Consider the following 15,527-nt stretch of genomic DNA (forward strand, 5'->3'; position numbering starts at 1 on the left):
CACACTCCTTTACTCACTTTATCTCTGGATATTATTGTATCACAGGAGACCTAAATATGATATAATAGCAAAAGAAAAAAATGAAAGCAGGATTACGTTTGAAGTCATTATTTATTACAGAAAAACCAAGCGTGGCAAGAGAATTTGCCAATGCACTGGACCTGAAACCGTCCAGCAGGGACGGATATCTGGAGAGTGAAAAAGCCGTGATTACATGGTGTGTGGGTCATCTCGTTACCATGTCATATCCGGATAAGTATGATCCCAGTCTGAAGCGGTGGGATTTAGAAACACTTCCGTTTCTGCCGGAAGATTATAAGTATGAGATCATTCCGGGGGTAAAGAAACAGTATGATATTGTATGTACACTCCTGAACCGGGAAGACATCGATACGATCTATGTGTGCACCGACTCCGGACGGGAAGGAGAATATATTTACCGGCTGGTGGATCAGGAAGCCCATGTGACCGGAAAACAGAAGAAGAGAGTCTGGATCGATTCCCAGACGAAGGAAGAGGTGCTCAGAGGAGTCCGGGAGGCCAAAGACCTGAGCGAGTATGATAATCTGGCTTCTGCCGCTTACTTGCGGGCAAAGGAAGATTATCTGATGGGGATCAACTTTTCCAGGGTACTGACCTTAAAGTATGGCTGGACCCTTGGAAACTTCATGAAACAAAAGCGAAGTGTCGTTGTGGCTGTGGGCAGAGTCATGACCTGTGTCCTCGGCATGATCGTAAAAAGAGAACGGGAGATCAGGAGCTTTGTCCCCATACCTTTTTATAAAGTGCTCTCCCACATTACACCGCAGGGTGTAAAGATCGAGTCTGAATGGAAGGCGGTAAAGGGTTCCAGATATTTTGAGTCAAAGAAATTATACAAAGACAACGGGTTTTTAAAAAAAGAGGATGCAGAGGCCTTTATAAAAGAAATAGAAGAAGCCTCCGGTATGGAGACGATAGTGGAAGCTTCTTCAAAACGCCAGGAGAAAAAGAATCCGCCCCTTTTATACAATCTGGCGGAACTTCAGAATCAGTGCTCCAAGATGTTCAAGTTAAGTCCTGATGAGACACTGAAGATTGTTCAGGAATTGTATGAAAAAAAACTGGTCACTTATCCGAGAACCGATGCGAGAGTTTTGTCTAGCGCAGTTTCTAAAGAAATTTACAAAAATCTGTCAGGATTAAAAAATTACGGAATCCTCTCGGAAACAGCTGCGGAAATTTTAGATAAGAAGTCCTACACCGGACTTGCAAAAACCAGATATGTAGATGATAAAAAGATCACGGACCACTATGCCATCATCCCGACCGGACAGGCTTTGAATAACTTAAAAAGCGTTTCACAGACCGGGCAGAAGGTGTATGAAGTGATTGTCCGGCGGTTTTTATGTATCTTTCTGCCTCCGGCGGTATATTCTAAGATAAAGCTGGTGACAAAAACGGCGGGAGAAACCTTTACCGCAAATTTCAAATTGCTTGTAGATCCCGGATATCTTTTAGCAGCCGGAGGAAAAGAGGCCAAAAAGCAGGATTCTGTTTCCAAGGAGCAGACAGATGCTATACTCTCCCTGAAAAAGGGAATGAAGCTTCCGATTAAAAAACATTTGATCAAGGATGGTACTACAACCCCTCCGAAGCGTTATAATTCCGGTTCTTTGATTCTCGCCATGGAAAATGCGGGGCAGCTCATCGAAGACGAAGATTTGAGAGCGCAGATCAGAGGAAGCGGAATCGGAACAAGCGCAACACGGGCCGAGATCGTCAAAAAACTGATCAATAATCAATACATAGCGCTGAATAAAAAGACCCAGACGGTAACGCCGACACTGATGGGTGAGATGATCTTTGACGTGGTCAGAGGCTCTATCCATTCTCTTCTGAATCCGGAGCTTACCGCAAGCTGGGAAAAAGGGCTCACCTATGTGGCAGAAGGCACAGTAAGTGAAGAAGAGTATATGAAGAAACTGAATCATTTTGTGGCAAAGCATACCGATGCGGTCAAAAGGACGGATCATCAGTATATACTGCGCAGAATGTTTGACGAGACTGCAAAATATTATGTAAACAAGAAAGGGAAAGGTGAAAAAGAATGAAACAGCTGACAAACAAGGAATTATTCAAAGATATGGACCAGACGATAGCAAAAGAACTGTTTGAAGAGACTACATATCCATGGGAAGTGCTGGCGCTGATCGGCGATTTTATCTTAAAGACGGGCCCGGAACTTCCCGAGGAAGAATTTAACCGGATTGGCGATGATGTCTGGATCGCAAAATCTGCTGTGATCGCAAGAACTGCGGAGATTAATGGTCCGGCTATCATCGGGGCAGGCACTGAGGTAAGGCCGGGAGCCTTTATCCGCGGCAATGCGCTGATCGGTGAGAACTGTGTGGTCGGGAACTCCACAGAAATAAAAAATGATATACTGTTTAATAATGTGCAGGTTCCCCATTATAACTACGTTGGAGATTCTATTTTAGGATATAAATCCCATATGGGTGCGGGGTCGATTACATCCAATGTAAAATCCGACAAGACCAATGTAGTGATTAAATGCGGGGAACAGAAAATTGAAACCGGAAGAAAGAAAATAGGGGCAATCCTGGGAGATCATGTGGAAGTAGGCTGCGGCACTGTTTTAAATCCCGGGTCTGTTGTCGGAGCGAATACGAATATATATCCTCTTTCCATGGTAAGAGGATATATCGAGGAAAACAGTATTTATAAAAAAGCAGGGGAGATCGCCCAAAAACAATAAACAAAGAAAGGATTTCACAGCATGAGAAAAAGAATGATGACTCTGACGCTTTTCATCTGCGTTTCTTTTGCGCTTTCCGGCTGCGGGAAAGCTTCCAAACAGGAAATCATCGAATCGGAATACTACCAGAAATTACAGGACCAGAACGAAAAGCTCAGCCAGGATCTGAAGAGGTCTAGAGCAAGGGAAGATTCGCTGGACAAAAAAATTAAAGAAATACACGAATATACCGGTGATCAGAAGCTGGCTGCCTACAAAAAGGAAGTGGAGGGGAGCACCATTTCAAAGACAGATTTTGTCCGTATCCAAAAGGGAAAGGCGTACCAAAGTTTTGCTGTCACGAATGAGCCGGTTTGTAATTTTGTGAAAGATATTGTGCAGAATTCATATCGCATCATAGGGCTGACTGTCACCGATCTGAGGGAAAAATATCACGGTAATATTTACTCTTATGCACTGATCGATGAGGATAATTCTACGTATGAATTTAAGGTTTATGGGAACAGCTATATTGTATTTGACCAGATTCCTGAAAATGTATACTGCTTCAACAATGCGAGCGTCATTGGGGACGGGCTGATCGACGCGGTTAACGTCAAACATTATCCTTCCTATCTGGAAAGGCTTGCAGATGCGTCCCTGATCATCACAGATCAAAAGCTGAAATTTAACGAAACAGCTGTTCAGGTATCTGAACTCCTGCGGAATGCCAAGGCAGATAAGAAAAAACATGATACTGCGAAGTGGACTGAGTACCGTTTTTATACGCAGGGAACACTGACCAGTCTTTCGGTATCGGAAGAGGGGACGTCTTTTTGCATTACGGATAAAAAGGGCAGCCAAAAGTTTTATACAGCCAGCGAAAAATCACTTTCAAAAATAAAAAAATTGTTAAAGTAAATAGTTCTTAAGAGGGTAACATGATGAACAAAGAAGGGGATATAAAGGTATTATAATATGCACGCCATAAGGAGCAAAAATATATGGGGGATTGTTAAGCGGACGCTGAACAAAGTAGATCCCCGTCTGGTTGAACACGGAGAGAGGGTAGCTTACATTGCTCTCAAAATTTTAGAAGAGGCAGAGGGAGAGATCTCACACGAGATGCTGAAAAATGTCCTTCTGGTATGTCTCATTCATGATATCGGGGCATATAAAACAGAAGAAATTGACTGTATCGTGGAATTTGAATCGAGAAATGTATGGGAACATTCCATTTACGGCAGCTTATTCCTCAAAATGTTTTCGCCTCTTTCCGAATATACGGAGGCAGTGCTTTACCATCATGCGGATTACTGCCTGATGAAGGAGCAGGGAGTGAAAGGACGTACTCTTTTCCTTGCAGATGTCATTCATCTGGCGGACAGAACTGATCTGCTGTGGCAGACAAAGGCACAAATAAGGGAAAAACTTGAGGAGAGAAAAGGAAGGGAGTTTTCTGAGTTTGCCGTTGAGACACTTCTGCGTGCGGAGGAGAAATATCAAATCGGCCGGGCACTGAAGGACGGCTCCTTCGAGGAGGAATTGGAAGACATCATAGAAAAGATGAGATTTACGGAAGATGAGCAGCGGACTTACCTGGAAATGCTGGCATATTCCATCGACTTCCGCAGTGAGTTCATGGTGCTTCACACGATCACAACGGTTAATGCCAGCATTGCCATAGCAAATATTATGGGAATTCCCGGTGACAGGTCAGACCGCCTGTATTACGGCGCTCTGCTCCATGATATCGGAAAGGTTGCCACACCGGTTGAAATATTAGAAAAGCCGGGGGCACTGACACCAGACGAATACAAGATCATGCAGGAGCATGTAGTTGACAGCGGAAGAATTCTGAAAGAATACGTCCATCCTGATATATATAAGATCGCAGTCAGACATCATGAAAAGCTGGACGGCTCCGGCTATCCGCTGGGTCTTACGGGAGATCACCTTTCCAGGGAGGAAAGAATCTGTGCGGTGGCGGACATCATCAGTGCACTGATCCGAAAGCGCAGCTATAAGCAGGTCTTCTCAAAGGAACAGACCTTGAAGATACTCGGTGACATGGCCCGCAGAAATCAAATATGTCCGGAAGTTACAGAGGCCGTTTCCATGAATTATGATTTTCTTATGGAGGAGATCGATAAAAACGGAGAGCGGCTGATGCTGATATATCAGCAAATGAAGGATGAGTACAGAGAGATGCTCGGGATGCTGAAAGAACAGGGATTTCCAAAGATGCTGTCCTAATCTTTTTTCTGATATAGTCACTATTTTATGAAAAACGAAGAATAAAAATAATTTCCCACTCCAGATTCGGAGTGGGATTTTTTTGTGATGAGATCATAACAAATACACAAATGAGCATATTCACATTAAAAAGTGAATATGCTTGACATGCTGCCGAAATATGCTATAATTTGAAACATAAGAACAGATGCACAATAAATAAAGCAAATGCACAGATGGAGGTAATGGTATGATCACAGATATGGGTACAATATTACGAAAGGCAAAAGCAGAAGGATATGGAGTTGCAGCACCAAATGTATGGAACCGTGTTACGGTAAAGAGTGTTTTTGAAGCCGCTGAAGAGCTGAAAGCACCGGTCATCTTTGACTGCGCAGGAATCCACAGCCTGGAGGAAACGATAGACACAGTGAACTACTATAAGCACAAGTTTCCGACTGTATCAGGGGCGATCAACTTAGACCACGGCGGGGATTTTGAAGAAATCATGACGGCTATCCGGTGCGGATGCACATCCGTCATGGTAGACCGCTCCACACTGCCATTTGAAGAGAATGTAAAAGAGGTTGCAGAGATCGTTAAAATTGCTCATGCTGTCGGTGTTTCTGTGGAAGCGGAATTAGGGCATGTCGGACAGGGATTTGAATATGAACAGACCAGGGATTCAGGGCTTACGAGAAAGGATGAGGCCGCTGAGTTTGTAAAACAGACTGGGGTCGACTGTCTGGCAGTTTCTGTAGGAACATCCCATGGCACATACAAGGGAACTCCAAAACTTGAGTTCGAATTACTGGCTGAGCTCCATCAGATGCTCGAAATTCCGCTGGTTCTTCACGGGGGATCGGGGACAGGAGATGACAATCTACGAAAAGCAGTGCAGACAGGAATCCAGAAAGTAAATTTATGTACAGACTTGAGCAATGCAGGGCTTGCACAATTAAAAGAATATCTCGGAATTGACTATGACAGCATGGTAAAGGACGGAAGTCTCGGAGAGTTTGGAAACCAGAGTGCCAACATGTATGACTTGTCAAATGCTATGGGAGAAGGCTATAAAAACCTGCTGAAACATTATATGAGATTATTCGGCGGAGAGAACAGAGCATAGAGACTTTTAGGACAGCAGAAAAGGAGCAGATTATGAGCGAAGGGAAAATGAGATTCGGATGTTTAGTAAAAAAAGGTGTGGCAGAAGTCAGGGAAAGAGATTTGCCGGAAATCGGTGAGTATGATGTCCTTTTGAAAATGAAAGCCTGCAACATCTGCACTACAGACTACGGACAATGGCTTGGCTTGAGAGAGCACCAGGGATATCCGATGGCAGGAGGACATGAGGCTGCCGGTATCGTACAGAAAGTCGGATCCAAGGTGGCTGATTTTAAAATCGGTGATCTGGTTGCAACGGGATATGAGGGCTGCGGAAACTGTTCTGCCTGCCGGAACGGACAGGTGGATCAGTGTGCAGACATCAGAAAAGACACGGAAGACGGATACCGCTGGGGCTTCTTCGGATTTTCAGACTATTGTGTGAAAAGTGTGCGGGGCATTTACAAAATAGCAGCTTCTGTGAACCCGGCTGAGGCAGGATTTTTAGAACCGCTGGCTACAGTACTCCACGGGGCAAAAAAATTAAGGCTGAAGCCATTTGATACTGTGGTCGTCATTGGGGCAGGAACGATGGGGCTGATCAATGCACAGGTGGCAAAGGCTTATGGATGCCGTGTGATTGTATCAGAAATGATTCCGAAGAAACTTGAGACTGCCAGGGCTATGGGATTTGAGGTCATTGACTGTAATCAGGCGGATCCTGTGGAGGAAGTAAAAAGGCTGACAGAAGGAAAGGGAACGGATGCTGTTATCGCTGCTGTAGGAGTCACAGCGGCTAATGATCAGGGTCTGAAAATGATCAAAGAAAAAGACGGTAAACTGCTGCTGTTTGCGGCCGGCTATCCGGCACCGGAATTACATATTGATTCCAATGAAATGCATTACCGCAGGATGGAACTGATCGGAACCTTTGGCGCAGACAATGAAGATTTCCAGGAAGCTGCGAGAGCACTCAGCACAGGAGTTGTAGATGTATCTAAGCTAATTGAAGAAAAAACGTTCAAATTAGATCAGATCCAGGAAGCATTTGAAGAGGCAAGCAGGCCGGGAATGTATAGGGTATGTGTCTTATTGGATCAGCAGTAAAAAAGTGAAAGTTTATCAGCAAGAGCAAATGATTTTCCGCATTGATACAGAGGGATTCTTAAATGACGATGAAGATGATGACTAAATCATCTTCAGAATGTCACAGAAAAGGAGAATGAGGTATGGCGAAAAAATTAGCAGTCAGAGTTGATGACCGCCTGATCCACGGACAAGTGGTTACCCAGTGGGTGAAAGTCTTTCATGCACAGAAAATCGTTGTCATTGATGATCAGGTGGCGATAGATAAAATGCAGAAAAGTATACTGAAATTTGCAGCGCCGCCGGACTTGAAAGTCAGTATTTTATCCGTAGAGAAGGCAGCGGAAGCCTGGAAGAAAAATAAGTTTGGCTCCGGAAATGTGTTCGTATTATTCCGGGATGTAAAGCAAATAGCTGAACTCCAGGAAGCAGGCGTATCTTTTGATGAGATTACCATCGGCCAGATGGCAGTCATTCATGACAGAAAACAGATTTACAAGCAGGTAGGACTCTCAGAAAGTGAAGCACAGACCCTGATGGACATTGAAAAGAGCGGGGTGAAGCTGTGTTTCCAGATGCAGCCAACTGACAGGAAAGAGTCTTTGGAAATTATGAGGAAGACATTTCCGAATCTTCATTAAGAGGAAAAGGAGGATGAAAATATGACGATTTCATTAATGCAGGCTATATTGCTGGGGCTGTTCTGCGGTATTGCTAAATGCTGCATTCCATACACTACCGGGGCTTTCATGTTTAACACTGTGATTTTTAATGCTGTCATTATCGGTGCTGTCATGGGAGACATGACACAGGCAATGATCATCGGTGCGTCTCTGCAGCTGATTTACCTGGGTGTCATTTCCGCCGGCGGAAATCAGCCCACAGATCCATGTCTGGCTTCCTATGTTGCGATTCCGGTTGCTATGGTTTCCGGACTTAATACAACAGCTGCGGTTGCCCTGGCAGTGCCGGTAGGACTTCTGGGAGCACAGCTGATGAATCTTGACTACCTGCTGAATGGATTTTTTGCCCAGAGAGGAGATACCTTTGCGGAAAAAGGTGATGCAGCCGGAATGACAAGGTGGTCTGTTATTTACTGCGGCATTATCAGAGCTTTAATGTTTGCAGTGCCCGTGGCGACTGCCCTTTATTTTGGAAGCGGTGCATTACAGGGGATTCTGGATGATATTCCGAAGTTCGTAACAAATGGACTTTCTGCCATGGGAGCATGTCTGCCTGCTGTAGGATTTGCAATCATAGCAAATCTAATCTCCAAACCGAGGTACATGCCGTTTTTCTTTGCGGGTTTTTTCCTGATCCAATATACAAAAATCGGAACAATTCCATTGCTTCTGGCCGGACTCTTTCTTACATTCCTCTATATTACATTTACTATAAAGGATTATAAAGGAGAGGCAGAAGATGAGGATGACGAGGATGAAGAGGAAGAAGAATACGATGAGACAATAAAACTGCTCGGAAAAAAAGACATATTCCATGCATGGATGCGCTGGTGGATCGGTGCAGAAGTCGGACACAGTTTTGAAAGAATGCAGGCGCCTAGTTTTTGTACAGCGCTGGTGCCGGCACTGAAAAAATTCTATCCGGGAGAAGAGAATAAAGAGCATTACTGTGAAGCACTGAAACGCCATATGACATTTTTTAACACAGAGGCTCACTGGGGCGGCGGCCCAATTCTTGGACTGACTCTGGCAATGGAAGAGAAGAAGTCACAAAATTATGATGTAATACCGGGTGAAGTGGTAATGAATCTTAAGACAGGCCTGATGGGGCCGCTGGCCGGAATCGGCGATACCATTTCCTGGTCCACCCTCATGTATCTGTTTATCGGATTGTTCCTGCCCCTTGCAAAACAGGGAAATCCCCTGGGAGGAATTGGACCGGTCGTATGCTTAACTGTTGTCTGTTTTTGTATCGGCTACTTTCTGACCTCCAAATGTTATACGTTTGGATACTCTTTTGCGGAAAATATGCTGAAATCCGGACTGGTCAATATGATCATTGCAGGAGCAAGCATCTTAGGTCTGTTTATGATGGGAGGCCTTGCCTCAACTTATGTTACGGTGTCCACACCGTTAAAATTCGCAACCAGTGCGTACACAACGACTCTGCAGTCTATCTTCGACTCTATTATACCCGGCCTTCTTCCTCTGGCTGTAGTGTTATGCGTATGGGGATACCTTGCAAAGGTCAAGAGAAATTATTTTGCGGCCACTCTGGAGCTGACCATTGTTTCACTCATTTTAGGATGTCTAGGGATAATTATATAAAAGGATGAATGGTTTCGATTGACGGATTACATATCATTTTTATATACTAGTAGTAAGACAAACAAATTTGCAGAAGACAGGGAGACGCAGGAAGTTGAAAGACGAACGGTTCATGATGAAAGTTGTAAAGATGTATTACAAAAACGGCATGTCGCAGGTGGATATCGGTAAGAAATTAAACGTGTCCAGGATGACGGTCGCAAGAGCATTGGAGCAGGCCAGAAAACAGGGATATGTACAGATTAAAATCAATTTTCCTGAAAACAGTGCTGCCAATGAAGAAGAATTCCTTGAAGAAAAATTTGACCTTAAAGAAGCAATCATAGCTTATCCCAGAGAAGGGGAGGTCATCGAAGAAATCGGGTTTCTCACGGCAGACTACATGATCAGGATCATGAAAAACCATATGACCCTGGCACTTACAAAGGGAATTACTCTTCAAAAGGCTATTCAGTATCTGGAAAAAGATATGAGACTGAGGCTGCAAAAGTATAAGGATGTAAAAGTAGTTCCATTGTCCGGTTCCAATAATCCGCCGGCTTCTGCGGATGAAGAATACCGTCTGGCATATTCCAATTATCTGATCGATGTGGTCGCTAAGATTTTAAAAGTAAGTGCATATCAGATCATGGCACCACTGGTCGTTGCAGACGAGCAGGCCAAACAGAAGTTTATGGAAGAAGAAAGTGTCCGCAACGTCATTGAGATAGCGGAAGGCGCAGATGTAGCAGTGTTTGGGATCGGTGCATTGGATTACAATTCAACCATCATGAATACAGATATTATTCCACCGGGAGAATATGACCGTCTAAAAGATAAAGGAGGGGTCGGCGAGATTCTCTGCCATGTTTTTGACATAGAAGGAAACCTGATTGAAGATTCTTTCAACAAGCGCCTGGTCAGTATTTCGTTTGAGAATTTAAAGAAGATACCGATCAGAGTAGGGGTCGCCTACGGCAAAGAAAAGCGGCAGGCAATTCTGGGCGCGCTGAGGGCAGGCATTGTAAATGTCCTGATCACCGATATGCAGGCGGCGGAATATTTGATAGCTGTAGAACAATAAAACACATATTAACATAATTTAAGGAGGTCCAAATGAACAACTTCACATACTCAATTCCAACAAAGATTCACTTTGGAAAGGGACAGATCGCTCATTTATCTGAACTTAGGGAGAGCGGAGAAAAGGTTCTGCTTGTCTATGGAGGCGGCAGCATTAAAAAAGCAGGAATCTATGATACCGCGATGAAGATTTTGAAAGATGCGGGACTTTGTGTGTCCGAACTTTCCGGTGTGGAGCCTAATCCGCGGATAGAGTCTGTGGTAAAGGGAGTAGGAATCTGTAAGGAAGAAAACATTGACATGGTCCTTGCCATCGGAGGAGGAAGTGTTATCGACTGTGGGAAAGTTATAGCAGCCGGAGCCTGCAGTGAAGAAGATCCATGGGAACTTGTTTTACACCCGGAAAAGATCACTGCCGCACTGCCGATTTACTCTGTGCTTACATTGGCAGCCACCGGATCTGAAATGGATAAGTTTGCGGTAATCTCCGATCTCAAGAAAAATGAAAAATGGGGAACAGCCAGTGAGCATATGAAACCAAAGATGTCTATTATGGATCCGGAGTATACATATTCTGTTTCCAAAAAGCAGACGGCAGCAGGTACAGCAGATATGATCAGTCATATTTTTGAAAATTATTTTACCAATGTGTCCAATGCTGATGTACAGGCACGGTTTGCGGAGGGTCTCTTAAAGAACTGCTTTTACTATGGGCCTGTTGCGCTGGAACACCCGGATGATTATGATGCCAGGGCCAATCTCATGTGGACATCCAGCATGGCGATCAACGGCATTCTTTCAGACGGAGCCGAAGTTGCATGGTGTGTACATCCCATGGAGCACGAATTAAGTGCATTTTATGATATCACCCACGGGGAGGGACTTGCAATCCTCACACCTCACTGGATGGAGTTTGCACTGAATGAAGCTACGGCGAAGAAATTTGCAGACTACGGAAGAAATGTCTGGAATCTGCCGATGGCAGAAGATGACATGGAGACAGCGAGAAAGGCCATCAACTGTACGAAGGAGTTCTTTAAAGACATGGGGCTTCCTTCTACATTGAGAGAAGTAGGAATTGATGAAACCTATTTTGATGTCATGGCAGAAAAAGCGGCGGCGGGCTGTAAAGGCTCTTATGTGGAACTCACGAAGGAAGATATCGTTCACATTTATGAAAATGCATTATAGGGTCAGAGCAAAATAACAGAAAAAGGCCGGAGTCCTGCGAATGGAACCCGGCCTTTTCCAGTCCGCGAAAAAATACAAAACATTACAAAGTTATTGAGATAATTTCTTGTTTTAATTTTAACAATATGATAAAATAAACTAGAGCAAATGAGCTTAAAAACATTACTTACATATGAGTGTGGAATGTTTATTATTTATTCACTGAAAGGAGTTTCAACATGATTTATTCACATGAAGTAGAACAAATGTGTACTGTAGCTCAGGGTGTAAACCACGGAGCTGCTCCGATCCCTGAAGAAGCAAAATGGATCAGTGCAAAAAACGTAACTGATATTTCCGGGCTGACTCACGGTATTGGATGGTGTGCACCTCAGCAGGGGGGATGTAAGTTAACTCTGAACGTAAAAGAAGGAATTATCCAGGAAGCATTGGTAGAGACTATCGGATGTTCTGGTATGACTCACTCAGCTGCCATGGCATCTGAAATTTTACCAGGAAGAACAATTTTAGAAGCATTAAATACAGACTTAGTATGTGATGCTATCAATACAGCGATGAGAGAACTGTTCTTACAGATCGTATACGGAAGAACCCAGAGTGCTTTCTCTGAGGACGGGCTTCCAATCGGAGCAGGGCTTGAAGATTTAGGAAAAGGGTTAAGATCTCAGGTTGGTACTATGTACGGTACACTGAAAAAAGGACCTCGTTACCTTGAAATGGCTGAAGGATATGTTACAGGAATCGCTTTGGACGAAGAAGATCAGATTATCGGATACCAGTTTGTAAGCTTTGGTAAGATGATGGACTTCATCAAGGCAGGCGATGACGCTCAGACAGCTTTAGACAAAGCAAAAGGTCAGTACGGCAGAGTAGATGATGCTGCTAAAATCATTGACCCGAGAAATCAATAGGAGGTAACGAACATGGCTTTATTTGAATCATATGAGAGAAGAGAGAAACAAATTCTTGCTGTATTAAAAGAATATGGTATTAATTCTATTGAAGAAGCTGCTGAAGTTACAAAAGCTGCAGGATTAGATGTTTATTCTCAGGTAGAAGGCATCCAGCCGATCTGTTTTGAAAATGCAAAATGGGCTTACACCGTAGGTGCTGCCATTGCAATCAAAAAAGGCTGCACAAGAGCTGCTGACGCTGCTGCTGCAATCGGTGAAGGACTTCAGGCATTCTGTATTCCCGGATCTGTTGCAGAACAGAGAAAAGTAGGTCTTGGACATGGTAACTTAGGTAAGATGCTTCTGGAAGAAGAGACAGAATGTTTTGCATTCTTAGCAGGACATGAGTCTTTTGCAGCAGCAGAAGGTGCGATTGGTATCGCTGAAAAAGCGAACAAAGTACGCCAGAAACCACTTCGTGTTATCTTAAATGGTCTTGGAAAAGATGCTGCACAGATCATTTCCAGAATCAATGGATTTACATTTGTTGAAACTAAGATGGACTACTCCACAGGAAAAGTAGAAGAAGTATTCAGAAAATCTTACTCAGAAGGACTGAGAGCAAAGGTTAACTGCTACGGTGCAAATGATGTAACAGAAGGTGTTGCTATCATGCACAAAGAAGGTGTTGACGTTTCTATCACAGGAAACTCTACGAACCCAACACGTTTCCAGCACCCGGTTGCAGGTACATACAAAAAAGAATGTATCGAGCAGGGTAAAAAATACTTCTCTGTTGCATCCGGCGGTGGTACAGGCCGTACACTCCATCCGGACAACATGGCTGCAGGACCGGCTTCTTATGGTATGACAGATACTATGGGACGTATGCATTCTGATGCACAGTTCGCAGGATCTTCTTCCGTACCGGCTCACGTTGAAATGATGGGTCTGATCGGAATGGGCAACAACCCGATGGTAGGTGCAACTGTTGCAGTTGCAGTTGCGATCGAGGAAGCTGCAAAAGAAGGTAAGTTCTAAGAAATGGCTTAAAATAAGGATCTCTGATGGTGTGAATGGCTGTCAGAGGTCCTTTTTTGGTGTGCGTAGGTTACAAATTACTCGGAAAAGATAGGTATTTCTATTTTTTTGTTTACAAATATTGTATAATAAGACAAATTAGTATTTATGGTGATAGAAAATGACAATAAACGAAAAGTGCCCTTGTAAAAAACAAAAAGTGAGGTTTATGGCAAATGTGATGAATGCAGAAAACATCATGCTAATTCTAAAAGGCCAAGACCCTGTGAAAGAAAGACAACAGGGTTAAAGAACATAATCAGCAGATAAATTTAAAGTTTGCTGAATTAATAAATTTCAGTTTATCTGGTACAATTCTTTGTTTCTTGATTTTTATTTAGGAGTGTTCTTAAATGCCAAAATAATAGAAATAATTGATTAATTTATAGTGGTGATATATACAAGAACGATGGAGGTGTTTTCTTGCAAACGCAGGTTAAAACATGGGGAAATAGTCAAGGCACACGTATTTCGAAAGAGATTTTACAGGAAGCCAATATTGCAGTTGATGATGCATTAGATGTAAACGTAGTGAACGGCATGATTACATTAGTTAAACCATTTGGACATAAAACTCTTGAAGAAAGAGCTGCCGATTTTAATGGAAAACTAAATTTAGACGGTGAGTATGACTGGGGAGAACCTGTAGTAAAAGAGGTTTGGAATGAAAGAAACATTACATCAAGGTGATATTGTCAAAATAGAAAGAGTCAAGAGTCCTGTACTTGTTACGAGTAAGGACTTTTTTAATCAAACCGGTGAAATTATCGGTTGTCCCATTATTCAGAATAGTGTGGCCAGCCCTCTGCATATTCCAATGGCAGACATTATCAATATAACAGATGCAATTCAAAGTATTTTTGATTATGTATAAAGCTGTGTTTCATTTTTCATATAAGTTAGCTATATTATGTATTCTGCGTTTCATTTCTGCACGGATATGTTTTGGCTCTAAACACTCGCATTTATCCCCAAAACTTAAAAGAATATCATAGTGGTATTCATTCTCTATGAAGGGAAAGCTGACAATGTAATACTCATCACCGGCTGGTGAAAAATCTTCATAGGTGCAATAATCGAGCACTCTATCCATCACAGATTTATGAATTCGGATTTTGATTTTTGTTTGTAAGGCTTCTAAAATGTCTGTAACGTCTAAAGTCGGCTTTTGATAATCCCGCAGTGCAAAAGTTTCCTCCTGCATTTGCAGATTTGACATGCGAGACAGTCTGAATAAGCGAAAATCATTCCTTCTATGGCAATATCCCTGTAAATACCAATGACTGCTTTTCATTACAAGCTGATATGGATCGACTGTTCGTATGGTGCTGATTCCGCGGTGGGCGATATATTCAAACGCAAGTACTTTGTTTTCCTGTAAGGCTGCTTTGATAATTTCTACATATGTTTGTAAGTTACTGTTACCTTTCCACGGACTTACGTCTATACATATTTGATTTAATTTTAATTCAATCTCTTTCGCCCTGTCGTCAGGAATAAAACTCTTGACTTTTGTAAGAGTGTGTATCAGCTCATCACCTTTTATTATATTTGAAAGACTGGAAAGTCCCATCAAGAGAGTGGAAAGGTCAGCGCTGGAAAAGACCTTTTTATCAATTTTGTATTCCGGCATGATTTCAAAGCCGCCGCCTACTCCCGCAGCTCCGCGGACAGGAATGCCTGCCATGTTAATAGCGTCTATGTCGCGGTAGATTGTGCGGGGTGAGACTTCAAACATATCTGCTAACTCCTGCGCACCTATACGTTTTTTATCAAGGAGTATCATAATAATACTAACAAGCCTGTCTACTTTCATTTAATAATTGCCTTTCGATTTGGATTATG

15 protein-coding genes are annotated in these 15,527 nt (G+C 43.0%); 14 read left to right on the plus strand and 1 reads right to left on the minus strand.

Features of this window, described 5'->3' with window-relative positions; all coding sequences use genetic code 11:
* Positions 1-80: 80 nt before the first annotated feature.
* The 14 genes from DWV34_RS07720 to DWV34_RS07785 all read left to right on the plus strand — a co-directional run bounded on the left by DWV34_RS07720 (position 81) and on the right by DWV34_RS07785 (position 14,556).
* A complete protein-coding gene (locus tag DWV34_RS07720) occupies positions 81-2,093 on the plus strand; it encodes a DNA topoisomerase (protein WP_118475842.1) in 2,013 nt (670 codons plus the stop codon).
* Positions 2,090-2,758, plus strand: a complete 669-nt coding sequence (locus tag DWV34_RS07725) for an acyltransferase (protein ID WP_022261171.1) — start codon at positions 2,090-2,092, stop codon at positions 2,756-2,758. Before DWV34_RS07720 ends, DWV34_RS07725 begins: the two co-directional genes overlap by 4 nt.
* A gap of 21 nt (positions 2,759-2,779) precedes the next feature.
* Positions 2,780-3,658: a hypothetical protein gene (locus DWV34_RS07730; RefSeq protein ID WP_118475844.1), complete on the plus strand. Its 879-nt coding sequence runs from the start codon at positions 2,780-2,782 to the stop codon at positions 3,656-3,658.
* Between the two features lie 57 nt (positions 3,659-3,715).
* Positions 3,716-4,993, plus strand: coding sequence for an HD-GYP domain-containing protein (locus tag DWV34_RS07735; protein WP_009289566.1), 1,278 nt, complete (start codon positions 3,716-3,718; stop codon positions 4,991-4,993).
* A 229-nt stretch (positions 4,994-5,222) separates the two neighbouring features.
* On the plus strand, positions 5,223-6,101 hold the full coding sequence (locus DWV34_RS07740; protein WP_009289567.1) for a class II fructose-bisphosphate aldolase: 879 nt from the start codon (positions 5,223-5,225) through the stop codon (positions 6,099-6,101).
* 32 nt (positions 6,102-6,133) lie between these two features.
* On the plus strand, positions 6,134-7,186 hold the full coding sequence (locus DWV34_RS07745) for a zinc-dependent alcohol dehydrogenase (protein ID WP_009289568.1): 1,053 nt from the start codon (positions 6,134-6,136) through the stop codon (positions 7,184-7,186).
* A 122-nt stretch (positions 7,187-7,308) separates the two neighbouring features.
* Entirely contained in the window at positions 7,309-7,806 is a 498-nt protein-coding gene (locus DWV34_RS07750) for a PTS sugar transporter subunit IIB (protein ID WP_118475846.1), read from the plus strand.
* Positions 7,807-7,827: 21 nt separating this feature from the next.
* Complete coding sequence (locus tag DWV34_RS07755; protein WP_118475848.1) at positions 7,828-9,456, plus strand: PTS system mannose/fructose/sorbose family transporter subunit IID; 1,629 nt, start codon at positions 7,828-7,830, stop codon at positions 9,454-9,456.
* Between the two features lie 94 nt (positions 9,457-9,550).
* Complete coding sequence (locus tag DWV34_RS07760) at positions 9,551-10,519, plus strand: sugar-binding transcriptional regulator (RefSeq protein ID WP_022261172.1); 969 nt, start codon at positions 9,551-9,553, stop codon at positions 10,517-10,519.
* 32 nt (positions 10,520-10,551) lie between these two features.
* Positions 10,552-11,709, plus strand: coding sequence for an iron-containing alcohol dehydrogenase (locus tag DWV34_RS07765; protein ID WP_006566855.1), 1,158 nt, complete (start codon positions 10,552-10,554; stop codon positions 11,707-11,709).
* Between the two features lie 218 nt (positions 11,710-11,927).
* Positions 11,928-12,620 (plus strand): iron-sulfur cluster assembly scaffold protein, encoded by a 693-nt coding sequence (locus DWV34_RS07770; RefSeq protein WP_006566856.1) that lies wholly within the window; start codon positions 11,928-11,930, stop codon positions 12,618-12,620.
* A 12-nt stretch (positions 12,621-12,632) separates the two neighbouring features.
* Positions 12,633-13,643: a GGGtGRT protein gene (locus DWV34_RS07775; RefSeq protein ID WP_006566857.1), complete on the plus strand. Its 1,011-nt coding sequence runs from the start codon at positions 12,633-12,635 to the stop codon at positions 13,641-13,643.
* A 462-nt stretch (positions 13,644-14,105) separates the two neighbouring features.
* Complete coding sequence (locus tag DWV34_RS07780) at positions 14,106-14,372, plus strand: AbrB/MazE/SpoVT family DNA-binding domain-containing protein (protein ID WP_006566859.1); 267 nt, start codon at positions 14,106-14,108, stop codon at positions 14,370-14,372.
* Positions 14,347-14,556: a hypothetical protein gene (locus DWV34_RS07785; RefSeq protein WP_006566860.1), complete on the plus strand. Its 210-nt coding sequence runs from the start codon at positions 14,347-14,349 to the stop codon at positions 14,554-14,556. Before DWV34_RS07780 ends, DWV34_RS07785 begins: the two co-directional genes overlap by 26 nt.
* 9 nt (positions 14,557-14,565) lie before the next feature.
* Here the strand turns inward: DWV34_RS07785 and DWV34_RS07790 are convergent, their stop codons facing one another.
* Positions 14,566-15,498, minus strand: coding sequence for a helix-turn-helix transcriptional regulator (locus tag DWV34_RS07790; RefSeq protein ID WP_118475850.1), 933 nt, complete (start codon positions 15,496-15,498; stop codon positions 14,566-14,568).
* Between the last annotated feature and the right edge of the window lie 29 nt (positions 15,499-15,527).

The organism is Anaerostipes sp. AF04-45, from assembly GCF_003461725.1.
GTDB lineage: Bacteria > Bacillota > Clostridia > Lachnospirales > Lachnospiraceae > Anaerostipes > Anaerostipes caccae.